General features: G+C 40.5%; 28 protein-coding genes. 6 read left to right on the top strand and 22 right to left on the bottom strand.

From position 1 onward, the window contains the following. Nucleotides 1–19 precede the first annotated feature (19 nt). The 13 genes from MHH86_RS25385 to MHH86_RS25445 all read right to left on the bottom strand — a co-directional run bounded on the left by MHH86_RS25385 (nucleotide 20) and on the right by MHH86_RS25445 (nucleotide 7,073). Nucleotides 20–838, bottom strand: a complete 819-nt coding sequence (locus tag MHH86_RS25385) for a PD-(D/E)XK nuclease-like domain-containing protein (protein ID WP_342479495.1) — start codon at nucleotides 836–838, stop codon at nucleotides 20–22. Beyond that, complete coding sequence (locus MHH86_RS25390; RefSeq protein ID WP_342479496.1) at nucleotides 819–1,601, bottom strand: RecT family recombinase; 783 nt, start codon at nucleotides 1,599–1,601, stop codon at nucleotides 819–821. Before MHH86_RS25390 ends, MHH86_RS25385 begins: the two co-directional genes overlap by 20 nt. Before the next feature lie 3 nt (nucleotides 1,602–1,604). Further along, on the bottom strand, nucleotides 1,605–3,236 hold the full coding sequence (locus tag MHH86_RS25395) for an AAA family ATPase (RefSeq protein WP_342479497.1): 1,632 nt from the start codon (nucleotides 3,234–3,236) through the stop codon (nucleotides 1,605–1,607). A gap of 87 nt (nucleotides 3,237–3,323) precedes the next feature. Beyond that, nucleotides 3,324–3,536: a hypothetical protein gene (locus MHH86_RS25400; protein WP_076218643.1), complete on the bottom strand. Its 213-nt coding sequence runs from the start codon at nucleotides 3,534–3,536 to the stop codon at nucleotides 3,324–3,326. Nucleotides 3,537–3,551: 15 nt separating this feature from the next. Continuing rightward, nucleotides 3,552–3,824 carry a hypothetical protein gene (locus MHH86_RS25405; RefSeq protein ID WP_076218644.1) on the bottom strand — a complete coding sequence of 91 codons (273 nt, stop codon included), beginning with the start codon at nucleotides 3,822–3,824 and terminating at the stop codon, nucleotides 3,552–3,554. 108 nt (nucleotides 3,825–3,932) lie between these two features. Then, complete coding sequence (locus MHH86_RS25410; protein ID WP_342479498.1) at nucleotides 3,933–4,109, bottom strand: hypothetical protein; 177 nt, start codon at nucleotides 4,107–4,109, stop codon at nucleotides 3,933–3,935. A 95-nt stretch (nucleotides 4,110–4,204) separates the two neighbouring features. Next, the gene (locus tag MHH86_RS25415; RefSeq protein ID WP_076275493.1) at nucleotides 4,205–4,396 is read right to left on the bottom strand and encodes a hypothetical protein; all 192 of its coding nucleotides are present in this window, start codon (nucleotides 4,394–4,396) and stop codon (nucleotides 4,205–4,207) included. After that, nucleotides 4,393–4,563, bottom strand: a complete 171-nt coding sequence (locus tag MHH86_RS25420) for a hypothetical protein (protein ID WP_179086921.1) — start codon at nucleotides 4,561–4,563, stop codon at nucleotides 4,393–4,395. Before MHH86_RS25420 ends, MHH86_RS25415 begins: the two co-directional genes overlap by 4 nt. Further along, nucleotides 4,560–4,814, bottom strand: a complete 255-nt coding sequence (locus tag MHH86_RS25425; protein ID WP_036687892.1) for a hypothetical protein — start codon at nucleotides 4,812–4,814, stop codon at nucleotides 4,560–4,562. Before MHH86_RS25425 ends, MHH86_RS25420 begins: the two co-directional genes overlap by 4 nt. Nucleotides 4,815–4,835: 21 nt before the next feature. Then, on the bottom strand, nucleotides 4,836–5,363 hold the full coding sequence (locus tag MHH86_RS25430) for a sigma-70 family RNA polymerase sigma factor (RefSeq protein WP_342479499.1): 528 nt from the start codon (nucleotides 5,361–5,363) through the stop codon (nucleotides 4,836–4,838). Continuing rightward, the gene (locus MHH86_RS25435; protein WP_341163958.1) at nucleotides 5,341–5,796 is read right to left on the bottom strand and encodes a hypothetical protein; all 456 of its coding nucleotides are present in this window, start codon (nucleotides 5,794–5,796) and stop codon (nucleotides 5,341–5,343) included. The genes MHH86_RS25430 and MHH86_RS25435 overlap by 23 nt, the downstream gene beginning before the upstream one ends. Further along, nucleotides 5,789–6,742: a ParB N-terminal domain-containing protein gene (locus MHH86_RS25440; RefSeq protein ID WP_342479500.1), complete on the bottom strand. Its 954-nt coding sequence runs from the start codon at nucleotides 6,740–6,742 to the stop codon at nucleotides 5,789–5,791. The genes MHH86_RS25435 and MHH86_RS25440 overlap by 8 nt, the downstream gene beginning before the upstream one ends. 76 nt (nucleotides 6,743–6,818) lie before the next feature. Then, nucleotides 6,819–7,073 (bottom strand): helix-turn-helix transcriptional regulator, encoded by a 255-nt coding sequence (locus tag MHH86_RS25445; protein WP_341163960.1) that lies wholly within the window; start codon nucleotides 7,071–7,073, stop codon nucleotides 6,819–6,821. A gap of 114 nt (nucleotides 7,074–7,187) precedes the next feature. Here MHH86_RS25445 and MHH86_RS25450 point away from each other — a divergent pair, with 114 nt between their 5' ends. Then, nucleotides 7,188–7,889 carry an XRE family transcriptional regulator gene (locus tag MHH86_RS25450; protein WP_342479501.1) on the top strand — a complete coding sequence of 234 codons (702 nt, stop codon included), beginning with the start codon at nucleotides 7,188–7,190 and terminating at the stop codon, nucleotides 7,887–7,889. Between the two features lie 287 nt (nucleotides 7,890–8,176). Here MHH86_RS25450 and MHH86_RS25455 read toward each other — a convergent pair whose 3' ends face one another. The 3 genes from MHH86_RS25455 to MHH86_RS25465 form a co-directional block, all read right to left on the bottom strand. Beyond that, complete coding sequence (locus MHH86_RS25455) at nucleotides 8,177–8,872, bottom strand: hypothetical protein (RefSeq protein ID WP_341163962.1); 696 nt, start codon at nucleotides 8,870–8,872, stop codon at nucleotides 8,177–8,179. Between the two features lie 97 nt (nucleotides 8,873–8,969). Further along, the gene (locus MHH86_RS25460) at nucleotides 8,970–9,194 is read right to left on the bottom strand and encodes a hypothetical protein (RefSeq protein WP_341163963.1); all 225 of its coding nucleotides are present in this window, start codon (nucleotides 9,192–9,194) and stop codon (nucleotides 8,970–8,972) included. Nucleotides 9,195–9,219: 25 nt separating this feature from the next. Further along, nucleotides 9,220–9,891: a hypothetical protein gene (locus MHH86_RS25465; protein WP_341163964.1), complete on the bottom strand. Its 672-nt coding sequence runs from the start codon at nucleotides 9,889–9,891 to the stop codon at nucleotides 9,220–9,222. Nucleotides 9,892–10,147: 256 nt separating this feature from the next. Between MHH86_RS25465 and MHH86_RS25470 the strand changes: the two genes are divergently transcribed. The 3 genes from MHH86_RS25470 (at nucleotide 10,148) to MHH86_RS25480 (ending at nucleotide 11,648) form a co-directional block, all read left to right on the top strand. After that, nucleotides 10,148–10,336 carry a type II toxin-antitoxin system HicA family toxin gene (locus MHH86_RS25470; protein ID WP_341163965.1) on the top strand — a complete coding sequence of 63 codons (189 nt, stop codon included), beginning with the start codon at nucleotides 10,148–10,150 and terminating at the stop codon, nucleotides 10,334–10,336. A gap of 37 nt (nucleotides 10,337–10,373) precedes the next feature. Then, entirely contained in the window at nucleotides 10,374–10,796 is a 423-nt protein-coding gene (locus MHH86_RS25475) for a type II toxin-antitoxin system HicB family antitoxin (RefSeq protein WP_342409784.1), read from the top strand. 258 nt (nucleotides 10,797–11,054) lie between these two features. After that, nucleotides 11,055–11,648, top strand: coding sequence for an Ltp family lipoprotein (locus MHH86_RS25480; protein ID WP_341163967.1), 594 nt, complete (start codon nucleotides 11,055–11,057; stop codon nucleotides 11,646–11,648). Nucleotides 11,649–11,710: 62 nt separating this feature from the next. Here MHH86_RS25480 and MHH86_RS25485 read toward each other — a convergent pair whose 3' ends face one another. Genes MHH86_RS25485 through MHH86_RS25495 form a run of 3 tightly spaced genes read right to left on the bottom strand, consistent with a single transcriptional unit; the run spans nucleotide 11,711 to nucleotide 12,475 of the window. Further along, a complete protein-coding gene (locus MHH86_RS25485; RefSeq protein WP_342479502.1) occupies nucleotides 11,711–12,055 on the bottom strand; it encodes a YolD-like family protein in 345 nt (114 codons plus the stop codon). After that, nucleotides 12,036–12,281 (bottom strand): winged helix-turn-helix transcriptional regulator, encoded by a 246-nt coding sequence (locus MHH86_RS25490; RefSeq protein ID WP_342479503.1) that lies wholly within the window; start codon nucleotides 12,279–12,281, stop codon nucleotides 12,036–12,038. Before MHH86_RS25490 ends, MHH86_RS25485 begins: the two co-directional genes overlap by 20 nt. Next, entirely contained in the window at nucleotides 12,278–12,475 is a 198-nt protein-coding gene (locus MHH86_RS25495; protein ID WP_340918418.1) for a hypothetical protein, read from the bottom strand. The genes MHH86_RS25490 and MHH86_RS25495 overlap by 4 nt, the downstream gene beginning before the upstream one ends. Before the next feature lie 288 nt (nucleotides 12,476–12,763). On the opposite strand from MHH86_RS25495, the gene MHH86_RS25500 reads away from it, so the two are divergent. Next, a complete protein-coding gene (locus tag MHH86_RS25500; protein WP_342479504.1) occupies nucleotides 12,764–13,657 on the top strand; it encodes a hypothetical protein in 894 nt (297 codons plus the stop codon). A 68-nt stretch (nucleotides 13,658–13,725) separates the two neighbouring features. Further along, the gene (locus tag MHH86_RS25505; protein WP_342479505.1) at nucleotides 13,726–14,589 is read left to right on the top strand and encodes an ATP-dependent DNA ligase; all 864 of its coding nucleotides are present in this window, start codon (nucleotides 13,726–13,728) and stop codon (nucleotides 14,587–14,589) included. A gap of 53 nt (nucleotides 14,590–14,642) precedes the next feature. Here MHH86_RS25505 and MHH86_RS25510 read toward each other — a convergent pair whose 3' ends face one another. The 3 genes from MHH86_RS25510 to MHH86_RS25520 are packed head-to-tail and all read right to left on the bottom strand — an operon-like array spanning nucleotide 14,643 to nucleotide 16,761. Then, entirely contained in the window at nucleotides 14,643–14,858 is a 216-nt protein-coding gene (locus MHH86_RS25510) for a hypothetical protein (protein WP_342479506.1), read from the bottom strand. A 15-nt stretch (nucleotides 14,859–14,873) separates the two neighbouring features. Continuing rightward, nucleotides 14,874–15,746 (bottom strand): S-4TM family putative pore-forming effector, encoded by an 873-nt coding sequence (locus MHH86_RS25515; RefSeq protein ID WP_342479507.1) that lies wholly within the window; start codon nucleotides 15,744–15,746, stop codon nucleotides 14,874–14,876. A gap of 10 nt (nucleotides 15,747–15,756) precedes the next feature. Further along, entirely contained in the window at nucleotides 15,757–16,761 is a 1,005-nt protein-coding gene (locus MHH86_RS25520; protein WP_342479508.1) for a hypothetical protein, read from the bottom strand. Between the last annotated feature and the right edge of the window lie 75 nt (nucleotides 16,762–16,836).

Here is a 16,836-nt window from a genome sequence, read left to right on the forward strand (position 1 = left end):
TGGAAACCAAAGGTACTCATCAGTACAAGTCCAATTCTCGGAAGTGTTTTATATGATTGATTTTTTTAGTTTTCCGGCAATAATCACATACTTCGCACCGCACAGGCTTCTCTTTACCTGACTTGACTGCTATAACCCTATCTAAATGATTGCGGACATTTTGTAATTGCCCCGAGATTGATTCGTAATCGAACCAGAAAATATCATGATCTGGCGGGTCTTGCTTTGTGACCACCACTAGGTGTGGAATGATCCAGTCTTCACGCTTCTTATTAATTCTTTCTACCTCTGCATAGACAGCCATCTGAAGGTCATATCCGTAATTTTCATAAAAAGGAACATACATCTTCTGGTGCTCGTTATATACCTTCTTCATGTCCTTAAGTGCTTTCAAATCCGCTAAGACTCCTGTATCACCGATCTCTGGATGGTAGCTATCAATCATGATTTTCCATTTAATCCCGAACAGTTCAGCAGTTAGAATTACTTCCTTTTCCCCATCCAAAACTTGCATGACTTTTTCATCTGCTTCTAAAATTTCAATCATCTTATTAAGGTGTTTGTAATTGGCTTTCAGTTGCCCTTTTGTTGCCCCTTGGCTGCTGTATATTTCAGGATGATCTGCCTTGTAATCTGCAATCGTACCTTCATTCCAGGCATGAATGTAATGTCCCTCATCAAATGCTCCTTTTTCAGGACGGACATAATCTCCTGACAACTCTGCCACGCTTCGAGCTTCGCAACCTCCGTATGCCGGAACAAAACTCTTGAATTGAGATACTGACATATAAAGGCGGCTGGCTTCGAGAGAAAAGTAATTATCCTTGGTCAACTCCATTAGCGGCGTCCTCCTTAACCTCAGTGAACTCGCCATCAATAACAGTAGACTTCGGATTGAATGGGCTCTCCTGTGCTGGGCGTGGTTCTTTGTTATAATCAAAGTCACCACCATCTTCGAAGGCTTGTTTTGCTTCGATGGTATCAAAGTCGAGTTGAATGTTTTTGCAGAGCCTCCGGAGTACAGTCTTTTTCTGCATTTCCCCAGGACTCTTTGTCCATGACGGACCATTAGCTTGCTTAGAATAGTTCTTTCTGGTTGCTTCAATCTCGTCCACACTCATGGAGTCGCAATCCATCCCACCATCTTTATACAAGACAACAGCATAAGCCCCAATTACCTTGCTATTATTGAATCCCTCTGGAGGACGATGCTGGATAGTGCGCTCCCCGTCTTTAACTTCTTTTAGGAAAAAATCCCCTTCACGCACTAGTTCAGCGTAAATGTTCAGAACCGGACGAACGCTGTATTTTTGAGCAAGCTTAATTTCGCCTTTATAGTCTGTTTGAAATGTGCATTTCCCGCCGTAAATGATGGGATAGCACTCTTTGTTCATGAAATCCAACCCAAGGAAGGCACCCTTCAGTAAGGTTCTTGCAACACTGCTGGCATCGCATTTGTCAATGTTGTCAGTGTCCTGAAGAACAGCCATGCTGTTTTGAATAAAGCGAGTCTTATTGAAATTTTTGGGCATTGCATCTTGTTTGTCCTCGATCATTTTTATTAGCTTGTCATTGATCGCAAGTAACTGAGTGTTTGACATTCCTTATCCCTCCACAATTTCGATATTCAGATCTTTGCCCTCAACCGTGGAGAGCAAGAAGTATTGGTAATCATCGTGTTGAGCGTTCTCCAAAATCGATTGTTGCTTGCTTCCAAGGTTTTGATAACCGTCAATACAGATTACCTTGAGCGGACCTGACTGAGCCTTAGCAAGCTTAAATGCGAAGTCCAGCGCCTCCCCTTCAGATAATCCATCGATAAGTGTTCCATCAATCCGGATACGTCCTTTATCATCTACAGTCAATCCATCCACTGGCAGCGCAGCTGTCTTAAGCAATTCTTTCGGAAGCTCACGCGCCTTCTCAATCTTGGAGGTTAGGTCAGCGGACCGCGCTTCTTTTGGGGATAACTTCTCGCGAATGATATCGTTCATCCGTTCCCACTCTCGAAGATACTCTTTCATCTCAGCAGCTTTATGAGCAGCAGCTTGTAACGGATCAGGGTCAATCCATACAACATCTGCAATCACTTGCTCAGCATCACCTGACTTCGCTTTCTCTGCCAAAATTAGGCTGGCTTCGTGATCTTTGATCTTTTCCAGATCCTTGCGCTCATGCTCCTCGATATTATTAAGTGAAGAAGACTTTTCTGCGATCATTTGGCGGTGCTCGCTGACATATCCCTTATTTAGTTCAACCTCACGTTGGACATCTTCCCGGACGTTGAGCTTTTTCTGTTGATATTGAAGCTTGAGGCGTTCAATCGCCTGCTCCATTTCGTTGTCCAACTGCAGGGACGCATCTGCGATTCGGCGGTCAGCATCGTCGATGATCTTTTGATCCTGCTCGATACGCTCCTCTAACCGCTTGATGCTATCTTGCAGTGTGTCGCGTTGTCTCCGATAACCTAGGACCCTTTCTTCTGTAGCGTTAGCAGATCGCTGTTTTATGTCCTCTATGCGAAGTGTCAACCCATCAATTAATGATTTCGCCTCTTCTAACTTTTTATTGGATTCCTGCGCATCTGACAGTTTGCGGTAAAGCTTCTGCAGGTCTACCCCGCGCCACTCTTCGCCATCATAATTCGGTGGAAGGTCTCGCTTAATCCCTTCGATGTTTGCTCGTAATAGATTGATCTCACGATTGATGCTGGAACGTTCTTCGAAATATGCTGATTCGATCTGCTGCAGGATTTGCAGGATATGAAGCTGATAGTCCGCCTCAGGTAGTTCTCCAAACCATGATTTGATATCTTCAACTGTCCAATCAATCTGCAGCATGTTGAGAATAATTTTGGTCTGCTCTTTAGCATCTTTCTGTACAAATTCAATCGGTCGGAAAATATCACCGTTTATTAGCTTTCGTAAAAATCCTTCCGTGCTGTTTACAGCCTTACTGTCGTGCTTAACCTTGAGATAGTCCGCCTTTTCCGACCGAACCTTGCGGGTGATCTGTAGACCGTCCGTCAGCTCTACAAACAATTCAGCCTCTTCATGTCCGTGGCTAACGACTTCTGTACGCCGACTATTATTGGTCAGTGCCTTTTCCAGCGCCTCTATCAAACTTGTTTTTCCGGCGCCTGAGTCACCATCAACTTTATTTATTTTGCCGGGAGATACTTCTAGTTCGCTGATCCCTAGCCAATCCGTGATTTTAATCCGTTTGATATGCAGCATCTTTACAGCCTCCTGATTTTTGTGTTATAGTGACCGTGAATTTTTGAATAAGTGTTTGACTAACGTCCCCGGTTGCAGCCAGGGGCGTTATTTGTTATTTTCACCGTTGAGACCACCCAGAACGCCTTGCGTGGCAACGATGTGAAGTGCCTGCGACTCCGAGAAGCCTGCTTTAACAAGTTCCAAGAAGTAAGCTCTGTGAGCCTTTGCTACTGCTCCATAAGCTCCTAGTAATGCTGGTAAAGCCTTCGTCAGCGAATCAGCAGCCAATTCGAACTCCATTCTTTCATGTGGTTTCATTTAACAAGTCCCTCCTTATAGTGCAGCCAGTTCTTCCTCAAGCTGCTGGATTTCTTCGTTGATTGCCTCGACAGCGAATGTTTTGATATTCGCAACCACTCTGGCTGATGCACGGCGACCACTGTACCCCACAGAATCCAAGGTCACTCCGTTATCTCTCCACGAGAATTTGATCTCTTCGGCATTAATTAGTCGCTCAGCTTGCTTGCTTAATTCATCGATCTTGTTGACAATTACAGTGGCTTTCTTAGTGCGATCGGTCATGTACTCCAGTGTTTTTCTGTCCATCGTTTTGCCCCGCTTTCTCCTGTTTTTGGGCACAAAACCCCATTTTTGGCAAAAAAATAATAGGCCTTCGAGATTTCGCCGTTTTTAAGACCTGCCGATTAACCTTGTTCACCTCCCTTTACGTCTACTTGATCTCCTATCTTTCGCAAATGTAGAATCACTAGGGTAACCTATGTTCACCTTCTGAGCTGGAACATGACCTTCCAGATTCTTGTCTACGGCTTTAGGATCGTAACCGATTTTTTGCGGTTTACCGAATCTCCCGATCAGTTCTTTGCGCTCCATGCTATGAGCTTTAGTACAATGATTGTTAGTGATTACGTCGGCTGTATAACAGCAATTGGGATAAGGGCATCTAACTGTGGTATTGAAGATTACTGTCATACGCACACCGCCAGTTGTTCCACAGGCGTTGCCCATAAAGTTAGTACAGCATCACGATGTTTGCGGCGTTCCTTGATAGCAAACTGTTCAGTTTCAGCATCGCCTCGCCATTGAGCGTCTTTCTGAACACTTAGCCAGTAAGCCATTTCTTGGCGGTGAAATCTGAGAGCGTCTTTTTTCTCATTCATGCCATTCCCCCCAGTTCTAATTGCAATGACTCAACCGCCACTAACATTCCTGCATTCCCAGACCAATATCTCCGTGCTCTGTCGATAAAACCCTGCATTTGCTCTCTAGTGCATCCCCGTCGTTTGCAATCCTGTAAAACATTTGATAAATCAGTTGATGCGCTCATTTCAGTTGTGCCTCCCATTCAATCAATTTATCAGTGAAGTGCTGCGCCAGATCCATGTTTCCTGTACAATGCGCCGCTAATGTCGCTTCTTTAATGCCGTCCACTTGCTGGACGATGTTCAAGTTATCCATGAGTAAGGGCATAATCAGTGCTAGTTCTGCTTCTCCGATGATAAGCTCGCCTTTAATGTTGCTATTCATGTAAGTAATGCGAGCTAAAGCGCGATGTGTAGGATGGATGAATACTGCCATTTGCAGGACCTCCATTCGTACTCAGATTAAATTCAACTTTGAGTTGTTCTCGTAATAGGCACGAGCTTTAGACAGTATCCGTGAAATATATGAGGGAGTGTACCCCATCTCTTCAGCAGCTTCCCGCTGTGAAAAACCTCTAAACAGAAGTGATACCAATTGTCTTTGTTTGGCTGGCATTTGCTCCAAAACTACTGAATCGATCTCCAGATAAGATGTATCAGGTTCCCAGTGACCAACCAAATTCCACCAGTCAGGGATTGCATCCAAGCTCAGATACCGACTACTAATGCGCCGAGTTTTACGAAGATAACCCAACATTTCATTGGTGATGCAATGGCTGGCGTAAGTTGCAAATTTATATCCTTTGGTTTCGTCGAAGGAACGAGCTGCCTTGATAAGACCAATAGATCCTTCCTGAAAGAGTTCCAGATACTCCACACCTGTTGTCTTGTTGATTTTATGAGCGATTGATCCAACCAGTCCCATGTTGTTTTGAATCAATTCGTCCGCCGTCAGTTGTCGTTCAGGTATTGCGGTTGCGCTCATTGGGATGCCCCTCCTCCAGTTCTTCGAAATCAAAGGTCAAAGCTTCGTCTGATTGATTCACAATTTTTTCAATACGATCCGCTGCCTTTTTAATCAACTTATCCGATCCGTCCCGATTCTTGGACATGTTACGTATTTGTTTCTCGAGAACTTCGACATCGTTACAGATATCAATCATCTGATAAACCATCCGGCGCTGTTCACCCTCGGGTGAATCGTTATAAGCAGCTAGCCGCCGGACACCTTCACTGTCCTTAAAACTGCGAAGTAATTGACGTCCCTTATCGTTCCAGGCATCATCAATTGCCTTCTTTTCATCCAGTACAATCCGTTCTTTCAGAAAGGCTACCGCATCAGCAAGAGTTATTTTTTTGTGAAGATGCCCCAAAACGAAATCCGTCCGATCCTCCCGAACCAATCTGTACTTAGCCACGACCTTTCACCACCTTTCGAGGACCCTTCAGTGCATCTTTCATTTTGGAATGAAGCCGCTGAAGTTCTTCAATACCGCGCTGAACTTGACTTGCCGAAACATCAATAACGATTCGGTCAGTTTGTAACTCTATCCACGATAGCCAACGCTCCTCCGTTACTGCACCCGACATTCTTCCAGCGGCATCAATGATGTTGTCCACAACCCGTTTTTGTTTGTACTGCTCATCAATCAGTTGCTGGTGGAGTGCCGAACGTTTCTCTTCAGCAGCGATGTTCTCCAGCGTTTTCTGAGCGACTTCAGGCGGTGCGCTCCGTAACTTCTCAGCTCCTTGAATAACCACATCTGCTGGAAGCTTTGCCTCCCCAAGGATTGGAAACTCATTCACTGCCTTCTGGTAAAGCTCTACCTTGTCTGGGTCTTTAGCGGTTTTAATGGCTTCCTTTTTTCCTAGAGATTCAAGTGCCGGGAATTGTTCGACAGCTGCAACATGGCTTCTTGCTTGACTGAGTGTAGGCTGTGGTACGCCTATAAGTTCAGCAACCTTTTCCTCAGAATCCGGCTTTTGTGGTCTGCCCATCGACTTTTCATTACTGAGCAATGAAAAGTCGTCTTTTAAGACTTCCTTTGCGGCATCCGCGAGTTCAACGAGATTTTTCGAAGCCTCGAACTCCGTTAGTGCCTTGCGCTTCGTGTTCTCCTCCAACTCAATCAACCGCTTTTCTTTGTCAGTAAGATCAGATATTGTCTTGGTCTCAACTTCCTCCCGACCCAGCAACTTGTGAGCTTCCAAGCGGCGATGTCCAGCAATCAGGTTGCCTGACTCATCAATAACTATGGGATGCAATAAACCGCGAGCTCGAATACTCTCTGCCAGCCCCGCTATGTCTCCCATATCCTCCCGAATGCGACTACCAATGTTGATTTTGTGTATTGGCGTAATCATGTGTTCGTCATCCTTTCTTACTAAATCGTATGAACATATATTGTGTGTACTGTGTGCTGTACGATGTTACTACGAATTATTGGGTGTTTTTTTGATTTTCTAGCGGGATGCCAGCATTATATCGTGTCTCCTGGAGACACCCCGCCTCATAAAAATTTTCGATTGGAATCTGAAAGAGTTGACTCAATTTAAAAACCTCATCAACATAGAATCGCACATGACCATTTTCTTTTCTCGAATATGTGGTTATCGATAGACCTAACTCTTTCGCAGCTTCTTTAGCTTGAATTCCTGAGTTCACCCTTGCTGCCTTAACGCTGATCTTAAGCATTCGTTCACCTCCTATTTCAGTACATCGTGTCTTCTGAAGACACCCCTAGATTAGCACCTGTTTTAGACATCGTCAACCCCTAAAAGACACATAAATATATTTTACTTGTATAAAGTGTCTTTTAAAGGTTATACTAAAAATCAAACAATAGATGAAGGAGATTTTCAAATGACTGGTGTAGAAGATAAAAAAAATTTTTATATCGTAGTTGGTAAAAACATCAAAAAATACCGAGACATTAGAAATTACAGCCTTCAGATATTAGCTGAAAAAGTTGGGATTACCAAAAAGACTGTCCAACGCTATGAGCACGGTGAACATAAATTTGATATGGACCGCCTTAAAGCTTTAGCGCTAGCTCTTGATGTAACTGTTAATCAACTGACAGAGGGCGCCTATACATATATGGGGGAAGAACAAACTGAACCAGAAAACATAAATTTGCCAATTGTAGGTAAAATCTCTTGCGGAAATGGAGTTTTAGCGTATGAATCCATAGAGGGATATGAAACAACACCTCGTTCTTGGATCAACGGTGGTGAATACTTTTACTTAAGAGCTCGGGGAAACAGCATGAACGGAGCCCGAATTTTTGAAGGTGATCTACTATTAATCAGAAAACAAGAGGAAGTTGAAGATGGAGAAATAGCAGCCGTCCTTATTGATGACGAAGCAGTATTAAAGAAAGTGTATAGACAAGGAAATACACTTGTGTTGCAATCGGCTAACCCAGACTATCCACCTATTATTTGTGGCGATTCAGGTTCTAATATTCGTATAATCGGGAAACTTAAAAAAGTTGTTATTAATTTTTAATTGTAATAATAAAAGAACATTCCTTCTAATAATGGCGGGATGTTCTTTTATTCGTCCAGATGAGTTATTTTAATAATTATAATAAACATGCAAACATTGTAGAGATTCATAGTGACTATTTCCTTATTCTATTAGACTTACCTTTTAAATTATTATTAAACATAGGGTGATCACAAAGCTCAAGTAGTCTATGAACTAATAACATTTTGGGGTGCAGTTCATTTTATATAGTACCAAATAAAAAAAACCGCACCTCTTATTGGATCGCGGACCTTCTTACTTTTCATCTATTTTATGAACTTATGCTTAAAAAAGATCGCACATTGATCTGCTGTTATATTAGTACCTCCTTCCTGAAAATACATTAAGTTATCTGGATTCTTGTTGTGCCCCTTATCATTTGGAGCTGGATCTGGATCACTAAAATTACTTAGAATATGACCAACTTCATGAGCCAAAGTATACGGACCTGCTTTTTCTGTAATTAGAACCAGTGCACATGGATTTTCTCCATTATCTACAAAAGATTTTCCTATTCGTTTACTATTCGAATCTTCATTTAATGAAATGTAATCACCTCTAAGATACCAAACCAAAATATCTGTTTCAGGAAAATAAGCCTTTTCTTTATTCCTCTCATCCAAAATTGTTTTGGCCTTAGTTAAGTCTAATGGAATTTCCTCCGCTTTCAAAAATTTCGTACTGGATGTCCCTACCATATTCCAGCTACTCCAAACCATTCTGAGTTTAAGCCTCTTTCCACATTGTGAAGCGAATAACGATTCAAATGCATTTAAATGATCTATAACTCTTTTTTTTATTTCCTCTGGTAAATTGCTCGGATCAGGAAATGGTTTGGGGTCAGGATGGGAAGCTAATAAAAATACATTTATGTACTTACAATCAGGTATTGGAGACCTAGGGTGCCTGCCATTAACAACCTGCGGTTTTACTTGAGGTAAACTAAATCCTATATCACTCATATTTTTCAACTCCCTTTTTTTTGTTATGATTACCTAACTACATAAATTCTATGCAAAAACAAGCCCACCGACCGTTAAGGTTAGTGAGCTTGTTTTGTTACTTGGACATAGAAATATGTGTCCTAAATTCATGCGCTGTCCGAGTATAGTATGTATCAGCAATCTTAACAAAATCAGGCGTATACTTTTGTATTACTCCTCCGTAATCTATGATGCTATCAGGGGCGTCCTCGCCAACTTGCACAACATAAACCCTCACTTGCGCCAATGCTGCAGCAAGTAAGTCTGCATCGCTGGTAATAACCTTATATTTAGCACTCAAACGATCACTCCTACAAAAAAAGCATCTAAAAATTATCCACCTTATGTTTCTCCATCAATTTATTTATCGTTAGATATTTTTCGTCTAATACTTTTCTTTCCTCTATATTTCTATGGAATAAATCTTTAAAGACAAAATTTTGGACATTAGTATTTACGTCCATTAAACATGCAAAAAAATCTAGAAGTCGATCATGTGTAATTGCAATAGAATTAACAAGTCCCGCCCGCTGTTCCTCTTTAAATTCTATCCCTTCATTTAGGGAATAATGGAATGCATTGTATCCCATATAGCAATTATTAATAATCATGATCATTTCTTTAAATTCTTCCTGTAGAGCATATCTTTGTTTTACAAGTGGAATAAATACAATTTCATATTGTTCCCATGCATAAGAAAACTCTAAGTACGAACTACTCGCAATGTTTTTAAGGTTTTCAAACTCTCTCTCCTTATATGATCTTAGTAAATAGTTCATATCAGCTTGGTATAATATTGATTCCACTTGTAAGCTTTCTAGATGTCTCCTCGTAATATCAAGATACGTACAAAAATCAGAATTTTTTCTAATAGCATTATAAAGTGGATCCTTTATGAAATTGAAGGCACTAATATATGTAGTGATTCGCTTATCTCTAATTACATTTTTCTGACCCAATTTATATACATAAATCCAACCAGTTACTGTTACGGTCATTGGTATAATAACTCCTAATAACCATTTAATATTATCTCCAGTTATATACCCCAGCATCTCTGTATTCCCAACCTTCCCTAATGCAGATTATTCATTTGTATAATCTGAATATAATAGTTATGGAACATTCTGTAAACGGTAAAAAACAAACGCTCTAAGTCATGGGCTTTTTGCTCCCTCACTAAATAGTACGTGTTTTTTATACGTTGACACGTATTATAAATACGTATATAATATAAGTATAAGGAGGGTTGAGATGAAGTCATATAGTTCAAGGGAAATCATTAAAATTCTCGAAGTAGATGGATGGTACATAGTAGGAGTACATGGCAGCCACCATTACTTCAAACATCCAAGCAAGCCGGGGAAAATAACAGTACCACATCCTAGAGCAAGCTTTCCTCCCAAAACACAAAAGAGTATCCTAAAATCAGCAGGGTTGTAGGGGCGCAAGCCCCTCTCCCCCAAGGAGGTTAATATAAATGAGTAAGAAAGATGTTTATCGCTACTGGGCGCTGCTAGACACAGCAGACGAAGGAATCTCTGTTCGTTTTCCCGATCTGCCCGGATGTCTGACTTCCAGTGATACAGCTGAAGAAGCACACGCCGCAGCACGTGAAGCTCTTGAGGGGTTTATGTATGTGATGGAGCAAGACAATGACCCTATTCCTTCACCATCTGTACTCGGTGATATCTTGAAGCAAGCAGATCCGACAGAGGCCGCCTGTGAAGTTCAGGTCTATATGCCAACTGTTAGGGATGCAATGGAAGCTAAAGCTGTAAAAAAAACACTGACGGTGCCGAAGTGGTTAAACGATGAGGCTGAAAAACAGCATCTGAACTTTAGCCAAGTATTGCAAGAGGGATTGAAACGAAGTCTTGGAATCGAAAAGCAACGCATTTAATTAGATACCTCCTTGCACATATTCCTATAATATAGGATATAGGATGATTCGCAGGACTACCTAATACACCGCCTGATGATGACCGGATGGGCATCGGTCGAAACCATTTTGCGCTACGGCGCAGGATGGTCGCGGGAACCCAACTGGCTTCGCAAAGTTCTTCTTCACATATATTGATCTTTGTAAATTACATAGATTACCATCCCTTTATCTGGTAAACTGTTTTTGTCATTTATTATCAAAATTAGGGGGAACATCATGAAGAAGCCGATTTATAAGAAATGGTGGTTTTGGTTAGTACTGATCCTTGTAATTGGATGGATAGGAAGCTTGGGTGGAGATAAAGAACCTACTACTCTTGCAGACCCTGAACCTACCGTCCAAGCCGAAACTGTTATCACCAAAGAAACAGAAAAACCAGCTGCGACACCAACCGAAGAAGATAAAAAAGTTAAAGAAGCTGCTGAAAAAGCAGATGCCGAGAAAAAGGCTAAGGAAGAAGCAGCAGCTAAAGCTGAGGCTGAAGCCAAGGCAAAAGAGGAAAGTGTCCCTAGAGAATATAAAGCGGCATTAAAAAAAGCAGGATCATATGCAGAAACTTTGAATATGTCAAAGGCAGGCATTTACGATCAGTTGACTTCTGAATATGGAGCAAATTTTCCTCCAGAAGCCGCTCAATATGCCATCGACAACATTGTAGTTGACTGGAAAGAAAATGCATTGAAATCTGCACAATCATACGCAGAAACGTTGGATATGTCAGATTCCGCCATTTATGATCAATTGATTTCAGACTATGGTGCGCAATTCACTGCAGAAGAAGCGCAATACGCGATAGATAATTTAAAATAAACAAAGCCCTACCGACCATATATAGGTTAGTAGGGCTTTGTTATAATTCATTTGGGGTTTCACTATATATTTGCGCTGACAACATCCTCTAAATTAATCCAATCCCAATAATCACCTTGACGAAACTTTATCTGATTAAGCTGCTGATCTACTCTCATAACTATTCCATGTATCTGCATATCCTCATACTCTTTAAACACCGTTAACGTGATCGGGCTACAATCTTCTAATGATTGAGCTAACACCTGAGAAATCTCAACCATCGCCTGAGGATCTAAATCGGGCTTTTTACGTGTCTCCTCATTCAACGCATCGTCCAGAATCCTGATTTTATGCTCAGGCATAATCATCCGACTTCCCTCCCAAAGTCCATTACCTTCAAGTTTCTTACGCTGTTGTGGTTTCATTGTCATAGTCGACTCCCTTAATAACTCTCAACGCTCGTGGCATGTTCTTACCTCTCTGTATGTACCCCTTAATCTCTAGGCGTTCCATGTGCGCATGTATTACCGCTGTAGATGACAATCCTACCTCCTTAGCGAGTTCACGTAACGTTGGTGGATAGTGATTGATTTCGATCATCTTAATTAATGATCTGAGTATTTCTTTTTCTTTATCCGTTAATGGCTTCATGCAATTGCTCCTTTATCACTTGCCTGCCAAGCTAATATACTTTCCGCTAGAAATACTCTTGGCGCTCCTGTATTTAAGCATGTTGCGCGAATCTTCCCGTCCTTTATGCCTTTAATATCAATTTTACGCTGAGTAATCTTGCCGACTTTATCTAAGTAAACAATTTCAACGGTTTGACCAATCTGCATTTGCATGTTGATAGCCCCCAAAATAAGAACGTTTGTTTGTATTATAACCAAACATATGCTCTATAATCAAGACATAACACATTCATTATATGGAATTTAAAGTAAAATAATCTATGAATTCAAATCATTTTATTACAGATATAGGGTTTAATGTTTAGACATAACACTCTATTATAGTTACAATTCAGAAGATATTGGAAAAAATACATAATTTATAAGGGAGAGCTTTAAATGAAAAAGATAAAAATTATTATGATGTTTTTGCTTATCTTCACGATTATACCGATTACTGGAGTGTCAGCAGAAGATGGTGGATTGCTTAACGGAAAGGCCTTAACTTATGGTTCAGTCGCTTCGATGGGAACCATTAAATTTACAGAAGCCACTGACGGCGACCTTAACACTGTGGCAAAAATAGGATATAGTAGCACTCCAGATCGACGTGTATATTATAAATTTGATACTCCAACAACGATCGACAGTTACAGTTATTATGGCGATCTGTATGTTGTTCTACAGTACAAAAAATTCGGGTCCAATACTTGGTTCTTTTTTGATGATGGTATACCTGTTAGCCGAGGTTTAATGTTACAAGGTAGCAAAATTAAAACGCCTAAACAAATTACTGATGTTGAATATATTATGATGGTTTCATATGATGGTAATTACAAGTATGTTAAAGAATTTGATCTGTTTTCACCAGAAGTCACGCCAACACCGCAACCAACTGCAACAGTAGAACCAACCGCTACACCATCACCATCACCATCACCATCACCAACACTTACACCAACGGCTACTCCAGTTCCTACAAGTACCCCTAGCCCAACTGTTGAACCAACACCTACGCCAACGGCTACTCCAGTTCCTACAAGTACCCCTAGCCCAACTGTTGAACCAACACCTACGCCAACGGCTACTCCTAAACCTACAGAGCAACCTTCAGGAGATCGTGCTATCCTTACTGTCACATTGATTAACGGAAGTGAAAAAGAATATGATCTACCTATGTCCGAAGTGGAAGCATTCATTAATTGGTACGATGCTCGTGATGCAGGAAGAGGCCCGGGTTTATATGGAATAGATAAGCATACAAACAATAAAGGTCCGTTCAGCAAACGTAAAGACTACGTTGTATTCGATAAAATACTTACCTTTGAAGTTAGTGAATATACCTTAACAAAATAGCTTTTCCCATCACTTACCTCCTCTATCCTTTGTAGCCACGAACTATAATTGGATGAAGGAGGTTTTATATGTTTATATCACCTATGTTGTTACAAACTGCTACTGGACCATTTAGTCACAGCGATTTCATATATGAACCAAAGATAGACGGCCATCGTCTTATTTATTCTCAAGAGTCCGGTAAGATCCGGTTATATACACGGCATGATAATGATTGCACTCGGCAGTATCCTGAATTACATCTCCCCTTTATGGACGATGTTATTTTGGACGGCGAGGTCGCCTGCGTCGATCCAGGGACTGGTGTATCTGATTTTGAATCTGTAATGAGCCGATTTCAGACGAGGCGAGCAGATAAGATATTACAACTCACAGGGACTCTTCCCGCGTATTATGCCATCTTTGATATCTTGATGTACAAAGGCAAGGATCTACGCGGAGTGCCCCTAATGAGACGTAAGGAGATGCTGGCAGGGTTAACTCTACCCTCTAATAACTTTGGATTAGTACCTCATGTGGAAGGTGCTGGAGAGGCTTTATTTGAACAGATCGAAACTCGTGGTATGGAAGGCGTAGTAGGTAAGCGTAAAAACAGCGTATACGAGACTGGCCGCCGCTCTCATGCATGGCAAAAGGTCATCAATTGGACTTATGCAGAAGTATTTATTACAGGTTATCGCAAACAGGAATTTGGGTGGCTGGCTGCTGTTCCATCCGGTACGTCCGGAAAGCTACGTCCTGCAGGAATTATTGAACTTGGCGCGTCACCGATCCATAAGCAGGCATTCAGGGGCGTTGCCCAGCAGCTAGTAAAGGGCGAGGATAAGGAGTTTGTATACTTGGTACCTCGATTAAGAGCGAAGGTGCGAATGAGGAACTGGACCAAATCTGGCATGCTACGAAGTCCAGTTTTTACGGAGTTTGTAATATAATCAAAAATACCCCGCCGACCAGTTAAGGTTGACGGGGTATTTGTTATACACACTTATGCCAAAACCATCCTAAACTCAAATTCACTTCTCATGTAATAAGCATCCGCGACTTTCACACTAACCGGACTCCATTTCTGAACTGGACCTCCGCAATCAATTACACAGTCCTCCAGGTCACCGTGACGTTCAAGTATATCCACTTGAGATTGTCTTAAGGCTGCAGTCAGAAATTCAGAGTCTGTCTTTAGGACTTTGTAAACATTGCTCAAAATGATCACTCCTTTTTATTGGCCTGATGATAACATACTGTTTACCTTACTATATGTTTCATCCGTTTTCTTTCGGCCGATCCAGTACCACCATTTTGCAACGACTGTTGGCTCTGTTCTGCTCATGTATATATGATTCTGAAATTCTCTTAAAATAAAATCATCTGTGTAATTTTTATTATTCTGGTTTTGAATAAATGTCTCATAAACTTCTTTTTCAATTTTTTCAGCGCGTAATGCTCTATGTAAGTGAGATCTGGAATTCTCAATACCATATACAATTGCAGAAAGTGAAGGTATAGCCAAAGATACTAAAAAATCCTCCACAGTCATGCTTTTAAAAAGTGCAAAAACAACCATTGAAAAAAAAGAACCCCAAGTGATAAAAGCGACGAATCGGGAATAGCCTTTACGAAGGTTTTGATCCCATACAAGATTGGTCCGCTGTGCTAAAAGAGCATTAAGATTAGAGTTTTCACATTTCAGCCCTCGATACCAGTCCACCATTTTTTCTCTATTTTTCTTAAACTCACTTGCAGCATTTATGATTACCTCAGGTTTCACCCTATCCCCTACTGTAACTTTATTCCACTTTATACCAAGCAACTCAGTATCAAATTGCTCTTGAATAGTGGCAGCTATTTTTGTAAAACTTTTTTCCTTTTCTTGTAGGATAAATCTTGAAGTAAGCATCCAAACTGCACCAATGACCGCTAGCATTTCTTTTATTTGTGGAAGCAATAAAATGGATAAGACAGATCCTATCGGGAGAATAATGCTTATAGTTGTTCTAAAACGGCGATAAAATCTGGCTTTATCATAATAAATACTTTGTGCATAAAGATAGTTTAAAAATTTTTCTTGATTCTGCTTTTCTTCTATTTTCATTTAGGCACCCCTAGTTACAATATTCTGGGAACCCGTCCCCAAATACCTTCCGCCATTCATTTATTGCTCTTTTATGATCTCCGTCTACCCCATACTTAATAGCATTTGTTGCATTATCAGCTGCATTACGAGCAGTAGCTGATATTTTAAGTTTCTCATCCATACTCAATCCATTAAGATTCCCCTGAATTCCTTTAGGATCCATGCATGGTGAATTGACTTGAGTTTCCAAATTATAAAGAAGGTTTTTAAACGCAAAGACTTGGCTTGTTATCTTAGGGGCATACTCAAAATAATTTATTGCCATATTTTCCAACAGATAAGAACCCATTTTAGGATGAGTAGGTCTTTTATTCCAATACTTTATCAATCGAATTATATCTAATAAATCGCCATCGTGACGTTGGTTTATTTCCGTTAATCTTTTTGCATCAATTCTCGGGTCTGTTTTTTTCCAATTTCCATTCCCATCAGGTATTAAATAATATGAATTCCCAAGTACGTCATTAGAAGTTAGAAAACATGGTACAATATCAAAATTCCATGTATATGATTTTAGTTTTAAAGTAACTGCTTCTTTATTCCAACGCAAACTATTTTCAACGGCATATTCATATTGAGGTACTAAAGAAAGTGAGCTTTTAATTTTGCTCAAGATTTTACGAGAATTTAATTTTCCATTATCACAATACTTTCTAAGTGTTGTAGCAGTTTCTGGAACATCTATTGTTATGTATGAATAATCTTCATTATATGTAGAAGATTTTCCTGCAAAAACTATCAAAAAGTCTATGTCGTCCAATTCTCTGATCTTTGTTCTACGACTGAAGGAGCCCATTTGCACATCATTTTCAAGTTTAAAAATTTCAGGAAAGTCTATTGCTTTCTCAGGAAAACCATCTATTTGTTTTACTAGAAATTCTCTACTGCTACGTGCCCTTTTTACAATGTCAGGATCCAAATTTACTTTATTTTCAAGAAAAGAGTTCCATGCAGCATAGACGTTGTTATACATAAAATACCCCCTTAATAGAAAACTATTATATTTTTCCAGTAATTATACATCATTTGTAAATAGTCTGGAAGTATG

The sequence above is a fragment of the Paenibacillus sp. FSL F4-0097 genome (assembly GCF_038593125.1).
Classification (GTDB): Bacteria; Bacillota; Bacilli; order Paenibacillales; family Paenibacillaceae; genus Paenibacillus_AQ; species Paenibacillus_AQ odorifer.